The organism is Mesorhizobium sp. M0292 (assembly GCF_040321695.1).
GTDB lineage: Bacteria > Pseudomonadota > Alphaproteobacteria > Rhizobiales > Rhizobiaceae > Mesorhizobium.
On sequence record NZ_JAMYSB010000035.1, the window covers coordinates 1 to 17,148 of the forward strand.

Annotated in this window: 17 protein-coding genes; 7 read left to right on the forward strand and 10 right to left on the reverse strand. The window is 63.4% G+C overall.

All coding sequences use genetic code 11. The features are described from left to right. Nucleotides 1-394, reverse strand: a 394-nt coding sequence (locus tag NKI96_RS30455; RefSeq protein ID WP_352807583.1) for an adenosine kinase, incomplete at its 3' end; no start/stop codon positions are given. 215 nt (nucleotides 395-609) lie between these two features. Here NKI96_RS30455 and NKI96_RS30460 point away from each other — a divergent pair. Both NKI96_RS30460 and NKI96_RS30465 read left to right on the forward strand, forming a co-directional pair. Continuing rightward, nucleotides 610-1,512, forward strand: coding sequence for a DMT family transporter (locus NKI96_RS30460; protein ID WP_023672873.1), 903 nt, complete (start codon nucleotides 610-612; stop codon nucleotides 1,510-1,512). A 197-nt stretch (nucleotides 1,513-1,709) separates the two neighbouring features. After that, on the forward strand, nucleotides 1,710-2,411 hold the full coding sequence (locus NKI96_RS30465) for a sulfate transporter family protein (RefSeq protein WP_023692652.1): 702 nt from the start codon (nucleotides 1,710-1,712) through the stop codon (nucleotides 2,409-2,411). A gap of 5 nt (nucleotides 2,412-2,416) precedes the next feature. Here the strand turns inward: NKI96_RS30465 and NKI96_RS30470 are convergent, their stop codons facing one another. The 6 genes from NKI96_RS30470 to NKI96_RS30495 form a co-directional block, all read right to left on the reverse strand. After that, nucleotides 2,417-3,415, reverse strand: coding sequence for a proline racemase family protein (locus tag NKI96_RS30470; RefSeq protein WP_023692651.1), 999 nt, complete (start codon nucleotides 3,413-3,415; stop codon nucleotides 2,417-2,419). Between the two features lie 13 nt (nucleotides 3,416-3,428). Continuing rightward, a complete protein-coding gene (locus tag NKI96_RS30475) occupies nucleotides 3,429-4,232 on the reverse strand; it encodes an isocitrate lyase/PEP mutase family protein (RefSeq protein WP_023692650.1) in 804 nt (267 codons plus the stop codon). A 77-nt stretch (nucleotides 4,233-4,309) separates the two neighbouring features. Beyond that, nucleotides 4,310-5,128, reverse strand: a complete 819-nt coding sequence (locus tag NKI96_RS30480) for a hypothetical protein (protein ID WP_245260580.1) — start codon at nucleotides 5,126-5,128, stop codon at nucleotides 4,310-4,312. A gap of 176 nt (nucleotides 5,129-5,304) precedes the next feature. After that, nucleotides 5,305-5,964, reverse strand: a complete 660-nt coding sequence (locus NKI96_RS30485) for an HAD family hydrolase (RefSeq protein WP_023685119.1) — start codon at nucleotides 5,962-5,964, stop codon at nucleotides 5,305-5,307. Next, complete coding sequence (dut, locus tag NKI96_RS30490) at nucleotides 5,965-6,450, reverse strand: dUTP diphosphatase (protein ID WP_023690041.1); 486 nt, start codon at nucleotides 6,448-6,450, stop codon at nucleotides 5,965-5,967. It abuts the gene before it with no gap. Between the two features lie 85 nt (nucleotides 6,451-6,535). Beyond that, nucleotides 6,536-7,006 (reverse strand): Lrp/AsnC family transcriptional regulator, encoded by a 471-nt coding sequence (locus tag NKI96_RS30495; RefSeq protein ID WP_023690042.1) that lies wholly within the window; start codon nucleotides 7,004-7,006, stop codon nucleotides 6,536-6,538. Between the two features lie 114 nt (nucleotides 7,007-7,120). On the opposite strand from NKI96_RS30495, the gene NKI96_RS30500 reads away from it, so the two are divergent. The 3 genes from NKI96_RS30500 to NKI96_RS30510 all read left to right on the forward strand — a co-directional run bounded on the left by NKI96_RS30500 (nucleotide 7,121) and on the right by NKI96_RS30510 (nucleotide 9,714). Beyond that, nucleotides 7,121-7,375, forward strand: a complete 255-nt coding sequence (locus tag NKI96_RS30500) for a DUF6356 family protein (RefSeq protein WP_031198207.1) — start codon at nucleotides 7,121-7,123, stop codon at nucleotides 7,373-7,375. 15 nt (nucleotides 7,376-7,390) lie between these two features. Then, entirely contained in the window at nucleotides 7,391-8,185 is a 795-nt protein-coding gene (locus tag NKI96_RS30505; RefSeq protein WP_023692647.1) for a class II glutamine amidotransferase, read from the forward strand. A gap of 155 nt (nucleotides 8,186-8,340) precedes the next feature. Then, the gene (locus NKI96_RS30510) at nucleotides 8,341-9,714 is read left to right on the forward strand and encodes an amidase (RefSeq protein WP_023692646.1); all 1,374 of its coding nucleotides are present in this window, start codon (nucleotides 8,341-8,343) and stop codon (nucleotides 9,712-9,714) included. Here the strand turns inward: NKI96_RS30510 and NKI96_RS30515 are convergent. Continuing rightward, nucleotides 9,708-10,781 (reverse strand): NAD(P)/FAD-dependent oxidoreductase, encoded by a 1,074-nt coding sequence (locus tag NKI96_RS30515; protein WP_352807586.1) that lies wholly within the window; start codon nucleotides 10,779-10,781, stop codon nucleotides 9,708-9,710. The genes NKI96_RS30510 and NKI96_RS30515 overlap by 7 nt on opposite strands. Before the next feature lie 138 nt (nucleotides 10,782-10,919). On the opposite strand from NKI96_RS30515, the gene NKI96_RS30520 reads away from it, so the two are divergent. Beyond that, nucleotides 10,920-12,512, forward strand: coding sequence for a peptide chain release factor 3 (locus tag NKI96_RS30520; RefSeq protein WP_023692644.1), 1,593 nt, complete (start codon nucleotides 10,920-10,922; stop codon nucleotides 12,510-12,512). A gap of 178 nt (nucleotides 12,513-12,690) precedes the next feature. On the opposite strand, the gene NKI96_RS30525 is transcribed toward NKI96_RS30520, so the two are convergent. Beyond that, the gene (locus tag NKI96_RS30525) at nucleotides 12,691-13,161 is read right to left on the reverse strand and encodes a VOC family protein (protein WP_023672886.1); all 471 of its coding nucleotides are present in this window, start codon (nucleotides 13,159-13,161) and stop codon (nucleotides 12,691-12,693) included. Nucleotides 13,162-13,431: 270 nt separating this feature from the next. Here NKI96_RS30525 and ilvD point away from each other — a divergent pair, with 270 nt between their 5' ends. Then, nucleotides 13,432-15,276, forward strand: coding sequence for a dihydroxy-acid dehydratase (ilvD, locus tag NKI96_RS30530; protein ID WP_023692643.1), 1,845 nt, complete (start codon nucleotides 13,432-13,434; stop codon nucleotides 15,274-15,276). Between the two features lie 66 nt (nucleotides 15,277-15,342). Here ilvD and NKI96_RS30535 read toward each other — a convergent pair whose 3' ends face one another. Further along, the gene (locus NKI96_RS30535) at nucleotides 15,343-17,100 is read right to left on the reverse strand and encodes an ABC transporter ATP-binding protein (RefSeq protein WP_023685110.1); all 1,758 of its coding nucleotides are present in this window, start codon (nucleotides 17,098-17,100) and stop codon (nucleotides 15,343-15,345) included. Nucleotides 17,101-17,148: the final 48 nt, after the last annotated feature.

Here is a 17,148-nt window from a genome sequence, read left to right on the forward strand (position 1 = left end):
CGAGATAGGTGTTCATCGAACGCTCGCCATCGGGGGTGACGAATATCATCGAGCGCGCCGTCGGCGGCTGTCCCTCAAGCGGCCTGGTGTCGAAGGCAACGCCCTGGGCATGGATGTCATGGGCGTAGATCTCGCCGAGCGGGTCGTTCGATACCTTGCCGAAGAATGCGGCGCGGCCGCCGAAGCTGGCGACGCCCGCCGCCGTGTTGCCGGCGCTGCCGCCCGAGGCCTCGATCGCCGGCCCCATGCGGCTGTAGAGCAGCTCGGCGCGCTTGGTGTCGATGAGGTTCATCGCACCCTTGATGATGCCGTTGGTCTCGAGAAAAGCGTCGTCGCACTGGGCGATGATGTCGACAATGGCATTGCCGATGCAAAGCACGTCAAAATCCGGCATCAATGTCTCCGCCTCGGAACCTGCCGGCTTTCTGCCGCGCCCGGGCGGGTCTACAGCATCACCCCGAAAAATGGCAACCGATTTCCATCCTTTGCCGGCCCAAGCCGGCGCGCGCGCCTGGGACGAGGCTCCATCACAGTTCGACCGTGGCCGAAGCATCTGACCGCCGGGTCGCCTACAAGCTTGGCCTCAAATCAGGCGCTGGAAGCACCCGCATGCAAGCAAAGACCGACATGACCACCGAACTGGCGCTGCTTGGCGTGCTGGCGGCCCTGTGGGGCGCGTCCTATACCTTCATCAAGATCGGTGTCGAGACGATCCCGCCGATATCCTTCATCGCTGCCCGCACCTTGATTGCCGGCGCCATCCTGCTCGCGCTGATCCGCTGGCGCGGCCTCGCCATGCCCAAGGACAGCGCGACCTTGTGGCGGTTCATGGTCCAGGCCTGCCTCAACAGCGTCGTGCCGTTCACGCTGATCGCCGCCGCCGAGCGCTCCATCGACGCCGGTCTGGCCACCATTCTCAACGCGACCTCGCCGATCTTCACCTTCCTGCTGACCGCGCTTATCACCCGCCATGAATCCGTGACCGCACGCAAGCTGTTCGGTGTCGGTGCCGGCATTGCCGGCATTTGCCTGATCGTCGGCACCCAGGCGCTTGGCGGGCTCGGCCATCAATTGTGGGCGCAGCTTGCCGTCATTGCCGCCACGGTCTGCTATGCCGGCGCAGCCATTTTCGGCCGCAGCTTTAGGGGACTCGACCCGATGCTGCCGGCCGCCGGCTCGATGCTGTGCGGCGCGGTCATCCTCGTCCCCTTGAGCCTGGCCTTCGACCGCCCGTGGACGCTGTCGCCTTCAATGGCGTCGATACTGGCCTTGTTGGCATTGTCGGTGTTCTCCACGGCGCTGGCCTTCTGCATCTTTTTCCGCCTCATCCACACGCTTGGTTCGGTCGGCACGACCTCGCAGGCCTATCTGCGCGTGCCGATCGGCGTCGGCATCGGTGTCCTGTTCCTCGGCGAAAGCCTGGGGCCGACGGCGTTCTGGGGGATGGGCTGCGTCGTCGCCGGCGTTGCGGCGATGACCATCCCCGCCCGCTCCCGGGCGCTGGCGCGCTAGATCATGATGAGATTTGGTTGAAATCTCATCATGATCTAGCCCTTTGTTGGGGCATGATCTTTTCCAAAACCGGTACCCACTTTTTGGGGTCATGCTCTAAGTCCCGTCCGGAATTGTGCCCGCTCCGGCAGGCTTGCGGCTGACAGGGTCTCCGCCTATGTCGGAGATATTCGTTTGTTCCTGGGGGTGGAAACGCCGTGATCTCCAACGCTGCCCGCGCCGCCTTCAGCCGGCTGTTTTCTCCCGAATTCCGCGCGGTTTTCCTGAAGACGCTGGGCTTGACCGTCCTGGCGCTGGTCGCCTTGTGGTTCGTCTTGACCGGGCTTGTCGATTGGCTGGCGCTGCCATGGGTTCACTCCTTGTTGCCCGGCCTGCCGTCCTGGGCCGGATGGCTGGGCGGCATTATCGCGGCCATCGCTCTTGCCTTCGGGATGGCGCTGCTGATCGCGCCGGTGACGGCAATCGTGGCGGGCCTGTTTCTCGACGACATCGCCGAAGTGGTCGAGCGCACCGACTATCCGGCCGATCCCGTCGGACGCGCCATGCCGGCGCTGCGCTCGCTCGTGTTGTCGGTGAAATTCTTCGGCGTCGTCATCCTGGGCAACATCGTCGCCTTGCTCCTTCTGTTGGTTCCAGGCGTCAACATCGCCGCCTTCTTCATCGTCAACGGCTATCTGCTCGGACGTGAATTCTTCGAATTCGCCGCCATGCGCTTCCGCCCGGAAGATGAGGCGAGGGCGTTGCGCCGGAAATATGCCGGCACCGTCTTTCTGGCCGGGCTGCTCATCGCTGCCTTCCTCGCCGTGCCCCTGCTCAACCTGCTGACGCCGCTCTTTGCCGCCGCCATGATGGTGCATCTGCACAAGGCGGTCGGCGCGCGGGAGAGCGCCGGGCGATAGGCCTATCAACGCAGAAGAAAACCGCGTCCCAATTCGTCATCCGGCTCGACGGTGAATTCCGCCCGGCCCGAATAGTAGGCGCGGCCGCCGACGCGGGCGATGATCGCATCATGCGGGCCGGCCATGGTCGTGCGCGCCACCGCTCCGGAAAAGCGCGAGCCGGCGATGCTTTCGAAGGACCGCTCCTGACCAGGGTTGATCTCACCCTTGGCATGCATTGCCGCCAGCCGCGCGGTGACGCCGGAGCCGGTCGGCGAGCGGTCGACCTCGGCATCGGCAAAGACGCAGATGTTTTTTGTTGCCTCGCCGGAGAACGCATCGTGTCCATCGGTGAGGATGGTGCCGTAGAGGAAAGCGAGATCGGCATGGTCGGGATGCGATAGAGGGAACGCCGCCTTCAGCCGCTCGGTCAGCGCGGTTGCCGCGTCGACGAAATCGCGCACCCGGCTGCGGCCGAACTCCAGGCCGAATTGATGGCAGTCGGCCAGCGCGTAGAAGGCGCCGCCATAGGCGATGTCGAACGCAATCTTGCCGTATCCCCCCAATTCGATTTGTTGGTCATGGGCAAACAGAAAGGCCGGCACGCTTTCGAACGACACCGATCCCGCTTTGCCGTCCCTGACCTCGACCGAGGCGACGACCATGCCGCACGGCGCCTCGATGTTGACGGTGGTGATTGGCTCCTGCTTGACCACCAGCCCTTCGTCGACGGCGTAGCGGCCAAGCGCAATGATGGCGTGGCCGCACATCGTCGAATAGCCCTCGTTGTGCATAAACAGCACGGCCAGCTCGGCGCCGGGCAGGTCGGGCTCCACCAGCAGCGCGCCATACATGTCGTAGTGGCCGCGCGGCTCGAAGATCAGCAGCTTGCGCAAATGGTCGAGGTGGTCGCGCACATAGGCGCGCTTTTCCAGGATCGTGCCTTTGGGAATGTCTGGATAGCCGTCGGTGACGATCCTGAGCGGCTCGCCGCCGGTGTGCATGTCGACGACGGTGAGCGTCATGCGCCGGGACCCCCTAGCCTGAGGATTTGGAAAACAGCGCCTGCAATTTGCCGAACGGGATGGCGGCCCGGGTGAAGCCGAACGTGCCGTCCTGCTGGATCTCGCGCGCCGCGGTTTCCAGCATGCCGAAGGCGAAATTGGTCAGCCACGGACCGAGCGAGATGCGCTTGACCCCGGCCATGGCAAGGTCGGCGATGGTGAAGGCCGGGAGTGCCATGACATTGACCGGCCTGCTCACCGCCGAGCAGACTTTCTGGATGGTCTCGACATCTTTGAGGCCGGGCGCATAGAGCACATCGGCGCCGGCCTTTTCGAAGGCCTGCAGCCGCTTGATCGTGTCGTCGAGATCCGGTTTGCCCCAAAGGAAATTCTCGGCCCGTGCGGTGAAGACGAAATCATGCTTGAGCGCCCGTGCGGCCTCAGCAGCAGCTGCAACGCGCTCGACTGCGTGTGAAAACTCATAGATGGGCTTGTCGGGATCGCCGGTATGGTCCTCGATCGAGCAGCCGGCGAGACCTGCCGCTTCGGCCGCAAAAACCGTCTCGGCGGCACTCGTCGCGCTGTCGCCCTTGCCTTTCTCGAGATCGGCCGACACCGGCAGGCTGGTTGCCGCCGTCAGCTCGCGGCAATGGTGGATCATCGCCTCGAAGGTCACTGCGCCATCGGGCAGGCCGCGCGAGAAGGCAAAACCGGCGCTGGTCGTCGCCAGCGCATTGAAGCCGAAGGAGGCCAGGAGCTTGGTCGTGCCGACATCCCAGGGGTTGGGCATGACGAAGGTCGAGGCGTGCAGGTCGCGAAAGATCTTGCCCTTGTCCATGAGTGCTCCCTTCAGATGCGGAAATGCCGGCAGATACTATCGTGCAGCAATGCACCGGGCAAACGAATGCGGTTGGCTCAGAAGCGTTTGGCGTTCTCTCCTGCCAATTTGTCCAGCGCATCGGAATCCTTGACGTAGTGCAACGTCTTCTTGTCCCAATGATAGGTAACGGAAATTGTGTGGGCTTCAGGCTTGGGCGGCTGGTCGTCGCAGCTCTCGCCGTTGAGCACCGTGGCGTCGGTCACCGTCACTTTGACCGCGGCATAAGGCTGCCCGTCAGCGATCGTCTGGAAAGCAACGTCCTGCTTGCGGCTGTAGGCGCACAGGTTCTCATCGAAGGTGAAGATCATGTCGATCAATTGGAATTTGTCGTCGCGCACCATGATCAGCGGCGTGATCGCGTAGTTTTGGCTTGAATTGAAATGCGCGCTCATGGTGATCACGATGTCGTCGTTCGGCCCAACGGAAAGCTTGCCCGGTTCACGGAAATAGGTGCCGCGGTCGAGCGCGACATTGACGGCGTCGAGCAGCTTCGGCTTGTCTGTGATGTCGTAGAGCGCCAGCACGGCATAGCCTTCGGCGCTGTCGGGAGAGTCGCCGAGGTCGTAGAGCATCGCCAGCCGGTCCTTGCCCCCGGCCTTGATGGCGAGCACGCCGGCGTTGGAGAGGCCCGATGTCTCAGGCGGCGAACCGCCGCCATCCGGTCCCTCGATGTGGCGCATCTCGATCGGCAATCCACCCCGGTAGAAACCGTTGCTGTCACCTGCGAGGCCGGGAATGACCATCCTTGCGAGGTCCAGATAGGTCACATCCATGTGGCCGGGGATGGCGCTGCCGAATTCCGGGAAGCTGACGGCTTGCGCGCCGGCTGCGGTCCAAAGCCACGGCAGCAGCACAAGCGCTAGAGCAATTTCAGGAAAAGTGTGTGCGGTTGTCCGGCCGGAAATTGCAACAAAACAAAAAGATAGAGCGGTTCGCCGTTTCCATGAAACGGTGAAACGCTTTAGGATGGAGCGAAGCAGGTTCGTTGGCATGGGCGCCTCAGGCTGGCCGCGCGGAACCTAACACAGCTTCAGTGGATCGGCACCAGCCCGGCAAGTTCGCGCATGTCGTCGAACAGGACGCCGCCGGCGCTGGCCAGGCCATCGCGGTCGGAATAGGGATCGCCATGATAGGCATAGACACGCATGCCGGCGGCAATGCCGGCCTGCGTGCCGGCAACGCTGTCCTCGATGACGATGCAGTCGGCCGGCGCAAAACCCATGGTCTTTGCCGCATGCAGGAACAGGTCCGGGAACGGCTTGCCGCGGCTGACCATGGTCGAAGAGAACATGGCATGCTCGAACAGCGGCAGCAGCCCGGTCTGGCCGAGCGTGATGTGCATCTTCGAGATACGCGCAGAAGTGGCGACGCAATAGGGAATGCCGGCCGCGCGAACCGCCTCGATGAAGTCGCGCACATAGGGGATCGCCTCGACGCCATGCGCAAACAGATCGGGCAGGCCGGCATTCCAGCGATCGACGAAATCGGCGCCGAGCCGCACCGTGGTCGTCTCTTCGATTTCCTTCTGCACCGAAGCCATGCTGCGGCCGGAAAAATATTTGCGGCAATATTCGAATGTGGTGGGATAACCGGCGGCAACAAACCACTCGGCAAGCCGCCGGTTGGCAAGGTTCTCGGTGTCGACCAGGATTCCGTCGCAGTCGAAGATGACCAGTTTCGGTATGCTCATTCAGGCGGTGCCGGTCGATCCGAACCCGCCCGCGCCGCGCGTCGTGGCGCCGGCCAGCGAGCGCTCCTCAACCGTCACCTGCGTCACCGCGGCAAAGACGATCTGGGCAATGCGCATGCCGCGCGTCACCGCGAAATCCTCGTCGCCGAGGTTGACCAGCAGCACCTTAACCTCGCCGCGATAGTCGCTGTCGACCGTGCCTGGTGAATTGAGGACGGTCAGCCCATGCTTGAAGGCAAGGCCGGAGCGCGGCCGCACCTGGCCTTCCATTCCTTCGGGAATTTCCAGGATCAGACCGGTCGGCACCAAGGCGCGCTTGCCAGGCAGGATCAGCAGCGGCCGGTCTTCCGGCACCGCGGCGCGCAGATCCATGCCGGCGGCGCCGGTGCTTTCGTAAGCGGGAAGGGGAAGTCCATCGCCATGCGGCAACCTGACGAAGCCGACGGTTGGACCGATGACGGAGGAATTGTGGAGGGCTGCGCGCATAAAATCGATCCTATCGGCGCGAACGGCGATTCGGTCAACTCGTCCGCAGGCCTATCAACGGCTTTCTTTCGGGCGTCAGTGTGACCTAGCGCAATTCCACCGGAACGACCGTCGTCTCCTTGATCTCCTCCATGACGAAGGAGGCCGAAACGTCCGACAGCGCCACCTTGGCGATCAGCCGCTGATAGAGCCGGTCATAGGCCTTCATGTCAGCGACGCGGGCGCGCAGCACGTAGTCGAGATCGCCGGACATGCGATAGACTCCGGTGATCTCGGGAAAACCGGTCACCGCCGCCCGAAACTTCTGCAGCCAGTCCGGGTCATGATTGGACGTGCGGATCAGGATGAACACCGAAAGCCCGAGCCCGAGCTTGTCGGCATCGACCAGCGCCACCCGCCCGGTGATGACGCCGTCCTCTTCCAGCCGCTTGACCCGGCGCCAGCAGGCGTTGCGCGACAGCGACACTTTTTCGGAGAGCTGATCGACCGACAGTGTGCCGTCGCGTTGCAGCTCGGCCAGCAATCTTCGGTCGATTTCATCAAATTCAAGCGCCATGTTGGGATGAATGTCCCGAACCACGGCGTTAGACAAGGACAAATTGAGACCGATGAACCTTTACCCCGTGGCAGGATACCCACATCGGGGCTTATCCCGGCAGGAGGGATCACCATGACGACGCTGTTTTCGAAGCTGTTCACCTCTCACCCGGCCAAGGTGGGCGAGACCTATTTCAGCCATATGGCCTTTGCCGCCTGGTTCTGCTCGCGCCTCCTGATGGCCGCTGGTGCGGCACTCGTTCACGCTTTCTTGCCGTTTCTCTTCGAAACTGTGGCAAGCCGAATCGTTCGCGAACTTTATGAACGGACGCACAACAGAGGCTCGCACGCGGTCAAGGAGCCCCAGGCTCACTTGGATCTCGTCTAGGATTGGTTAGAAGCGATGTGCCGATGGGCGGCCTATCTGGGTGAAGCGGTCTTCCTCGAAGACGTCGTCACCGCGCCTTGCCACTCGCTGATTGCCCAGAGCCATTGCGCCCAGGAAGCCAAGTCGCCGACCAATGGAGACGGTTTCGGCCTTGCCTGGTATGGCGACCGGCCCGAGCCCGGCCTCTACCGCGACATCCTGCCGGCCTGGTCGGATCCCAATCTGAAAAGCCTGTGCCGGCAGATCAAATCCGGCCTGTTCCTCGCCCATGTCAGGGCGTCGACCGGCGGCGCCACCAGCCGCATGAACTGCCATCCCTTCATCTCCGGCAGCTGGTCTTTCATGCACAATGGCCAGATCGGCGGCTTCGAAAAGATCCGCCGCGCGCTGGAGAACTCGCTCTGCGACGCCGTCTTCGACCAGCGTGAAGGCACCACCGATTCCGAGCTGCTTTTCCTGCTGATGATCGACGAGGGTCTTGCTGGCGACCCGCAAGGGGCAGTATCGCGCGCCACCGCCCGCGTCATCGAGGCATCGCGCCGCGCCGGTCTGGAGCCAGCCTTGAAACTGACTGCGGCCTTTTCGGATGGAAAGGCGCTGTATGCCGTGCGCTATGCCAGCGACGATCACGCGCCGACGCTGTACACGTCGGTGCGCAATGCCGGCCGTTGCATCGTGTCGGAGCCTTTCGATCGCGAGGGCGGGGAATGGCAGGCCATCCCGCCCGCGAGTTTTGTCACGATCAGCGGCGATGGGATGGTTATTCGGCCGTTCGTGCCGGCAACTGCGAAGCTCGCGCTGGTGGGCTGATCGAAGGAAACAGGGTAGGCCGCATTCCTTCGCGCCCCCCTCAACCGAACCGGTCAGCGCAATTACGATCAAGCGTTCCCTGTCCTAGAAATGCTGAACTCACTTCAAGCCGCGCCTGCCATTTGGCGAAGGCGCCGACTGCCGGAGCATTCGCCATGGACCTAGTCTTCTCCTCGACCGTCGACCTCGCCACCACGATTGCGGCGCGAAAAATCTCCGCCGTTGAGGCGCTAGACGCGCAACTGGCGCAGATTGATCTGCATAACGAGGCGGTCAACGCGGTCGTCAATCTCGAGCGGGAAGGCGCCCGCGAGCGCGCGAAACAGGCCGACGCGGTGCAGGCGCGCGGCGATGGGCTCGGACCGCTGCATGGCGTGCCTTTCACGTTGAAGGACATGCACCAAACCGCTGATATGAAGACCACGGTTGGTTTCGCACCATTCGCCGACTATGTGGCAAAGGCAGACAGTCCGGTCGTCGCCCGATTGAAAGCCGCAGGCGGCATCCTGATTGGAAAGACCAATGTCGCGACGATGCTGGGGGACTGGCAGGCGGACAACCCGCTGTTCGGTCGCACCAGCAATCCGTGGAACCGCTCGCGCACGTCAGGCGGGTCCAGCGGTGGCGCCGCGGCAGCGGTGGCGACCGGGATGACGCCGTTCGATGTCGGCACCGACATGCAGGATTCGATCCGTCTGCCGTCGGCTTTTTGCGGTGTCTACGGGTTGAAACCGACCGAGCATCGCGTGTCGCTGGCCGGCGCCTTCCCCGATCCGAACGGCGCGGCGCGTAGCGTGCGGCTGATGTCCTGCCTCGGCCCGCTGGCGCGCAGCGTGGAGGATCTTGCGCTGATCTACAAAATCATCGCCGGCCCGGACGGAGCAGACACGGACCTCGCGCCGGTGCCCGTAGAGGCCATGCTCAGGCTAGACCTCAAGACATTGCGCATCGCCGTGGCGCCGTCCATCACCGGCTTTCCGGTGGCTGGCGAAATCGCTGTCGCCGCCGAAAGCCTGGCCAAGCGGTTGCAATCAGCAGGGGTGATTGTGGAAGAAGCGAACTTGCCTGAGATCGATCTGCATCACGATCTGGGGCAGGGCGGCGATCTGATCGGCATGATGCTGGAGGCAGCGCAGCCCGAACCGCCGGAGCAGCCAACGCCGATCACCAATTGGTTCGAGGCGCTCGCTCGCCGCGACCGCTCGATCCTGGCCTGGGACAGGTTCTTCGAAACCTGCGATGCCTTGCTGTGCCCGGTCGCCATGACCACGGCCTTCGCGCATTGTGAGCCCGGCACGCCGATCGAAGTCGACGGCAAGGAGCAAAGCTATTGGATGCTACCGGCCTATGGCGCGGTCTTCAATTATTCCGGCCATCCGGCACTCTCGCTGCCCTGCGGGCAAGACCGCGACGGCCTGCCTATCGGCCTGCAACTGGTCGGCAAGCGCTGGTCGGAATCGCGGCTGCTCGGCATCGCCAAGGCGATCGAAGCGCTGACCGGCGGCTTCAAGCGTCCGCCGGGCTACTGAGCAAACCGACCCAACCAATAAGGCGTCAGCAGCGGATCACGCTCGCCGTCGAGAATTTCGCGCGTGGCGAACAGCCCGACCGCCGGCGCCAGCGTTATGCCGGAATGCATGACGGCGACATAGAGACCTTCCGTGCCCTCGGCGCGGCCGATGATCGGAAAGCCGTCGATCGGCGTCGGCCGGTAGCCAACCGTGTGGAAATCAAATTCCAGTTCGTCGGCGCCGCGCAAAGCCGCCTTCATTGCTGCAAACAGCTCGCGCGCCGTGGCGTCGCGATTCTCACCGGGATCGCTCCCCGCGAAATCCGAGCCGGCGATGATGCGGCCCTCCGCCGTCTGGCGCATATGCAGCTTTTCGGCATGCACCAGCCCGTTGAGGAGCTTCTTGTAGGGCTGCGAGTGGACGATCAGACCGGGCGGCGTCTCGATCGGCAGCTTGATGCCGACGGTAGCGGCAATATCGGGCGCCCCGACACCGGCTGCGATCACCACCTCTTCGGCTGGCATCAGCCCATGCGATGTATCGACACCGGCAATCCTGCCATCGGTCTGGACAAGTGCGGTTACAGAACTGGAGAGAACGCGCGCACCTTGCCGTTCTGCGTCGGCCAGCAGCGCCTTGGCCGCTGCGACCGGTTCGGCCACGCCTTCTTCCGCGACATAGACAGCGAATTCCGGCGGCTCGACGAGATTGGGCTCGATTTGCGCTGCGCGCCCGGCGTCGACGCGTTCGATGCCGTAACCCCAGGAAGCGTGCTCAGCCGCGTAGGCTTCGAGCCTGTCGGCCGGCAGATCCCAGCACAGCCCGCCGCACCAGGCGAGCGGCAGGCCGGGCAGCTCGTTTGCCAGCCGCTTCCATTCGGCCATCGCACGGATGCGCAGCCGGAAATAGATTTCGGGATTGCCCCAGCTGGCGTTGATCCAGGCAAAGGAGTTTGGCGTGGCGACGCCGCCGGCACCACTATCGGAAATCACAGTCACCCGCGCCCCGGCCTTGGTCAGGTGCCAGGCGATGGACGCCCCGATAATGCCGGCGCCGATGACGATGACTTCTTTAGCGCTGCTCATACCGGACCTCTCAGAATGGGCTCCTCTGATGCCACCGTAACGATTCAAGCTCAAGTGTGGTCGGCCTGCCGGCCCGAAACTGTCGACAGGCTGGCAATGCGCTGCTAGAAGCCCGCGCCACAGACAGGATTCCAGAAATTGGCTGAAGACATCGAACAGGCGGTATCGCGCCGCCGCACTTTCGCGATCATCGCCCACCCAGACGCCGGCAAGACGACGCTCACCGAAAAGCTGCTGCTGTTCGGCGGCGCCATCCAGCTTGCGGGCGAGGTCAAGGCCAAGAAGGACCGCATCCAGACGCGGTCCGACTGGATGAAGATCGAGCGCGAGCGCGGCATTTCGGTCGTCACCTCGGTGATGACCTTCGAATACGAGGACAATGTCTTCAACCTGCTCGATACGCCCGGCCACGAGGATTTTGCCGACGACACCTACCGCACGCTGTCGGCGGTGGACTCGGCCGTCATGGTCATCGACGCCGCCAAGGGCATCGAGCCGCGCACGCTGAAGCTGTTCGAGGTCTGCCGGCTGCGCGATATCCCCATCATCACCTTCATCAACAAGATGGACCGCGAAAGCCGCGACCCCTTCGAGATTTTGGACGAGATCGAGCAGAAGCTGGCGCTGGACACTGCCCCCATCACCTGGCCGATCGGCCGCGGCAAGACTTTTGCCGGCACCTACCACCTGGCGCTCAACGCTGTGCGCAGGGGCGATGCAGAGAAAGACCGCACGCCGGTCAACGGCCCCGACTCCAACCGCGTCGCCGGCCTGCTGCCGGAAAACGAGCGCGAAGCCTTCATCGAGGAGCTGGAACTCGCGCGCGAGGCCTGCCGACCTCTTGATATTGACGCGTTCCGTGAGGGCCATCTGACGCCGGTCTATTTCGGCTCGGCGCTGCGCAATTACGGCGTGCGCGACCTGATCGAGGCGCTCGGTGCCTTCGGCCCGCCGCCGCGTGCGCAGGAAGCAGACACCCGCAAGGTCGAGGCGACGGAGGAGAAGATGACGTCCTTCGTGTTCAAGATCCAGGCCAATATGGACCCCAACCATCGCGACCGCATCGCCTTCGTGCGCGTCTGTTCGGGCAAGCTCGAGCGCGGCATGAAGGCGAAATTGGTGCGCACCGGCAAGCCGATGAGCCTGTCGGCGCCGCAATTCTTCTTTGCCCGCACCCGCGTCACCGCCGACGAAGCGTTTGCCGGCGATGTCGTCGGCATCCCCAACCACGGCACGCTGCGCATTGGCGACACGCTGACCGAAGGCGAGGAGATACTGTTCCGCGGCGTACCTAACTTCGCGCCGGAAATCCTGCGCCGTGTGCGCCTCGGCGACGCGATGAAGGCGAAAAAACTCAAGGAAGCGCTGCACCAGATGGCCGAGGAAGGCGTCGTGCAGCTGTTTTCGCCGGAAGACGGCTCGCCGGCCATCGTCGGCGTCGTCGGCGCGCTGCAGCTCGATGTGCTGAAGGAACGGCTGAACTTCGAATACACGCTGCCGGTCGAATTCGAGATGTCGCGCTTTTCAGTCTGCCGCTGGATCTCCGCCGACGACAAGGCCGAGACGCTTCGCTTCATTGAGGCGCATCGCGGCGATATCGCCCGCGACCTCGACAACGATCCGGTGTTTCTGGCCCAGCACGCCTTCTCGCTGAACTACGAAGCCGAACGCTGGAAAGCCATCCGCTTCGCTACCATCAAGGACTACCAGGTCCGCGACAAGGCGGCGTAAGGCGCCCCTTTTCCTTCTGCCCGTTTACGCGGAGAAGGTGCCCGAAGGGCGGATGAGGGGCAGCGCCGACGTTGAAGGGTCAATTGGCTCCAACGCGCGCCGGCCGTTCGCATGGCTCAGGGCGTTCGAAGCTCGAAAAGCAAAGCAATTGGCTTTTCGTCCGCTACGCGGCCGCTTCTCACCCCTCCGCAGCTTCCTCGATCTTGGCAATATCGATCTTGCTCATCTGCATCATCGCCGACATCACCCGCCCGGCCTTGGCCCGGTCCGGATCCAGAAGCAGGCGCGGCAGCTGCTCCGGCACGACTTGCCAGGAGACGCCGAACTTGTCCTTCAGCCAGCTGCATTGCGACGGTTCGCCGCCGCCTTCGATGAGCTTGTCCCAGAAATAATCGACCTCTTCCTGGGTCTTGCAGTCGATCGACTGTGACATCGCCTCGTTGAACTTGAATTGCGGTCCGCCGTTGAGTGCCTGGAACTGCACGCCGTCGAGTTCGAACGTGGTCACCAGCGCCTTGCCGGCATCGGCATGGCCTTCGGGCCAACGCAGCACGCTCAGCACCTTCGAATTCTTGAAGATGGAGACGTAGAAATTCATCGCCTCTTCGGCCTGGCCATCGAACCACAGGCAGGTGGTGATCTTTTGCATGTCATGCTCCTCGGGTGTTTGGTTGCGGTTACAGGTGAAGCTGCTGACTTATAGAAATGGTGCCATTCCCTTGCCGTCGTCCAAGGACGGATGCCGGGCTAGCGATCCGACACTGGCCGGCAATCTTTTTCGAAACCCTGATTTTCAGCGAGACTCTGGCGCATTGCAAAAAAGTGGCCAGACCATACTTGCCGGTCTATAAACCCTGCGATCCAAGTTCCGCGCCGCCACGCTCCGCACCGGGCGCAGCCAGCCAGCCAAGGAAAATTCATGCCTGCCTATCGCTCCCGCACCACCACCCACGGCCGCAACATGGCCGGCGCCCGCGGCCTGTGGCGCGCCACCGGCATGAAGGATTCGGATTTCGGCAAGCCGATCATCGCGGTGGTCAATTCCTTCACCCAGTTCGTGCCGGGTCATGTCCATCTGAAAGACCTTGGCCAGCTGGTGGCGCGCGAGATCGAGAAGGCCGGCGGCGTCGCCAAGGAATTCAACACCATCGCCGTCGATGACGGCATCGCCATGGGCCATGACGGCATGCTCTATTCGCTGCCGTCGCGCGAGCTGATCGCGGACTCGGTCGAATATATGGTCAACGCGCATTGCGCCGATGCCATGGTCTGCATCTCCAATTGCGACAAGATCACGCCCGGCATGCTGATGGCCTCCTTGCGCCTCAATATCCCAAGCGTCTTCGTCTCCGGGGGGCCGATGGAAGCCGGCAAGGTGGTGCTCGCCGGCAAGACACAAGCGCTCGACCTGGTCGACGCCATGGTTGCCGCCGCCGACGACAAGATCTCCGACGAGGACGTCAAGGTCATCGAACGCTCGGCCTGCCCGACCTGCGGCTCGTGCTCCGGCATGTTCACCGCCAATTCGATGAATTGCCTGACCGAGGCGCTCGGCCTGTCGCTACCCGGCAACGGCTCGACGCTGGCAACCCACGCCGACCGCAAGCGGCTGTTCGTCGAGGCGGGTCACCTTATCGTCGATCTCGCCCAGCGCTACTACGAGCAGGATGATGAGTCGGCGCTGCCGCGCAGCATCGCCTCGAAGGGCGCCTTCGAGAACGCCATGACGCTCGACATCGCCATGGGCGGCTCGACCAATACCGTGCTGCACATCCTTGCCGCCGCGCACGAGGGAGAAGTCGACTTCACCATGGAAGACATCGACCGGCTGTCACGGCGGGTTCCGGTGCTATGCAAGGTCGCACCGGCCAAGTCCGACGTGCATATGGAAGACGTCCACCGCGCCGGCGGCATCATGGCGATCCTCGGCCAGCTCGACAATGCCGGGCTGCTCAACCGCAACCTGCCCACGGTGCATACGGCGAGCCTCGGCGAAGCGCTCGACCATTGGGACATCTCCCGCACCTCGAGCCAGAGCGTCCGCGACTTCTTTCTCGCCGCTCCGGGTGGCGTGCCGACACAGGTCGCCTTCAGCCAGGACCGCCGCTGGGACGAGCTCGACCTCGACCGCGAGAAGGGCGTCATCCGCTCAGCCGAGACGCCGTTCTCGAAAGACGGCGGCCTTGCCGTGCTGAAAGGCAATCTGGCGCTCGACGGCTGCATCGTGAAGACGGCCGGCGTCGACGAGTCGATCCTGAAGTTCACCGGCCCGGCCCGCGTGTTCGAAAGCCAGGACGCTTCCGTGAAGGCGATCCTGTCCAACGAAATCAAGGCCGGCGATGTCGTCGTCATCCGCTATGAAGGACCGCGCGGCGGTCCCGGCATGCAGGAAATGCTCTACCCCACGAGCTATCTAAAGTCGAAAGGCCTCGGCAAGGCCTGCGCGCTGGTCACCGACGGCCGCTTCTCCGGCGGCACATCAGGCCTGTCGATCGGCCATGCCTCGCCCGAAGCAGCGGAAGGCGGCACGATCGGACTGGTGCAGGAAGGCGATACGATCGAGATCGACATCCCCAACCGCACGATCCGGCTTGCTGTCAGCGACGCTGAACTCGACGCGCGCCGCGCGGCCATGGAGGCGAAGGGCGCCATGGCCTGGAAGCCCGAGGAAAAGCGCAAGCGCAAGGTGACGACCGCGCTGCGCGCTTACGCCGCCTTCGCCACCAGCGCCGACAAGGGCGCGGTGCGGCACGTGCCGGAGTGAGGGTGCGGCGCCGACCCCCACCCCGCTGCTGCGCAGCGACCCTCCCCACAAGGGGGAGGGTAAAGCTCACGGCATCAGCTGATATTCGTAAAGCTTCTGATACAGCCCGCCCTGGTTGAGCAGCGTGCGATGCGCGCCGCTTTCCACCACCTTGCCGGCCTCCAGCACCACGATCGTGTCGGCCTGGTGCACGGTCGACAGGCGGTGGGCAATGACGATGGTGGTGCGCCCGACCGTCAGCTGCTGCAGCGCGTCGCGGAACAGCGCCTCGGATTCGGCGTCGAGTGCGCTGGTCGCCTCGTCCAGAAGCAGGATTTCGGCATTGCGTAGCATGGCGCGTGCGATCGAGATGCGCTGGCGCTGGCCGCCTGACAGCAGCGCGCCATTCTCGCCGACATCCGTGTCGTAGCCTTTCGCCTGGGCGCTGATGAAGTCATGTGCATTGGCGGCCCTTGCGGCGGCCATCACTTCCTCGTCCGTGGCGCCCTCGCGCCCGAGCCTGATGTTGTGCATGATCGTGCCGGCAAACAGGAACGTGTCCTGGCTGACATAGGCGATCTTTTCCCTGACCGAGGTGAGCGTGGCACAAGAAATGTCCTGCCCGTCGAACATCACCCTGCCGCTCTGCGGGTCGTACATGCGCATGATCAGGTTGAGGATGGTCGACTTGCCGCTGCCCGAGGGTCCGACCAGCGCCGTCATCTTGCCGGCGGCAAGCGTCAGGTCCAGTCCCTCGAACACCGGCGCGCTTTCGGGGTAGGCGAAGCTGACATTGTCGAAATGGATCTCACCCGGCCCGGCCCGCAGCGGCTTTGCATCCGGCTTTTCGGCCAGCGTCAGCGGCCGGTCGGCGAGCTGGAACATCATGCGCACGCCGACAATGCCGGTTTCAAGCGAGATGCGTACGCGGGCCAGGCGCTTGGCCGGCTCATAGGCCAACAGCAGCGCCGCGATGAAGGCCATGATGTTGCCCGGCATCTGACCGCCGCCGCCCAGAACCAGGAAGCCGCTGACAAAAACGGCGCCAGCGATGGCCAGCCCCGCAAGCGTTTCCATCACCGGGCTGGTGGCGGCCTCCAGCGTGGCGATGTTGTTGGCGCGGCTCTCCACGTCCGACACGGCCTTGTACATGCGCTTGCGCATGGCGCCTTCGAGGCCGAAGGATTTGACGACGCGCACGCCGATCGCAGTTTCCTGCATCACCTGCACGATCTGGCCGAGCGAACGGAATTCTTGCGAGGCAATTTTTCGGACGCGCTTCAGGATACGATTGACGCCGTAAATGGCGATCGGCCCGATCACCAGACAGATGAGGGACAGCGCCGGCTGCTGCCAGACCATCACACCCACCAGCGCAGCCAGCGTCACCAGATCGCGAACATAGGACGTGACGATTTGGTCGAGCACGCTGCGCGCGGCCTGGGCATTGTTCGTCATGCGCGAAATCAGTTCGGACGAAGAGGTCGAATGATAGAATTCGATGCCTTGCGCGAGAATGCTGTCATAGATCTTGCGCTGCCGGTCGGCGATGATGGCATTGCCGACCCTGCTCATGAAGTAGGCCTGGATGAAGTTTGCGAAGCCCTTGAGAATGAAAATCGCTCCGGTCGCCGCCGCGATCAGATTGACCTGCCCAATCCTCTTGTAAACCACGAATTCATTGGTGATTTCGCGCAGCATATAGGCGCTGGCTGCTGTCGTTGCCGCCACCACCAGCATCGACAGAATGGCCGCAGCGTAGCCAAATCTATGTGCGTGAAAGGATTCCCGCAAAAGCCTTGCGATAAGGCGCTGGTTTTCCGTCGAACGGAAGAAGCGAAACAAATGGCCGATCCCATGCCTGACTGACGAATTTCGGATTCGCCACCGGGG